The organism is Natrinema soli (assembly GCF_028618695.1).
The window spans coordinates 1-578 of sequence record NZ_JAQIVI010000691.1; the positions used below are offsets into that span (position 1 = coordinate 1).

Annotated in this window: 2 protein-coding genes; both read left to right on the forward strand. The window is 69.9% G+C overall.

What is annotated here, in order from left to right; translation table 11 throughout:
- Window positions 1-309, forward strand: a 309-nt coding sequence (locus PGX04_RS30130) for an aminotransferase class I/II-fold pyridoxal phosphate-dependent enzyme (RefSeq protein ID WP_337959500.1), incomplete at its 5' end; no start/stop codon positions are given.
- Window positions 306-578, forward strand: a 273-nt coding sequence (locus PGX04_RS30135; RefSeq protein ID WP_273741854.1) for an adenosylcobinamide amidohydrolase, incomplete at its 3' end; no start/stop codon positions are given. The genes PGX04_RS30130 and PGX04_RS30135, both read left to right, overlap by 4 nt.

The following is a 578-nucleotide window of genomic DNA, read 5'->3' on the forward strand; positions in this document are numbered from 1 at the left end:
GCGTTCGTTCGCGACACGCGCGAGCGCGTCGCAAGCGAGCGCGAGCGGATGCGAGAGGCGCTCGAGCGGCGCTTCGAGGTCCACGAATCGGATGCCCCGTACCTCCTCTGTGACGTGGGGGATCGCGACGTATCGACCGTGATCGACGACGCGCGAGCGGCCGGCGTGGCGATCCGCGATGCGACGACCTTCCGCGCGCTCGACTCCCACGTCCGGGTCGCGGTCAAGGACCGCACGGCGAACGACCAGCTGCTCGCGGCGCTCGGCGTTCGCGATCACGAAGACGACACCCGCGAAACCGATCGATGACTGCAACGGACGCGGACTACGACGCGATCCGACGAGACGGCGTCCTTCGAGTCGGTAGATCAGAGACCGAGTGGCTCTCGACCGGCTGGAACGGGGGCCGCCGCACGGCGGACTGCGCGTACAACGTCTCGGTCCCCGAGGGCTGGGAGCGAACCGATATCGAGGCGTACGTCGACGAGCGCCTCGAGCGCGCGGGATTCGAACCGACCGCCGTAGACGCGGCCGGGCCGGCCCTGTTGACCGGCGTCGACATCGCAGACGCTCGCGGC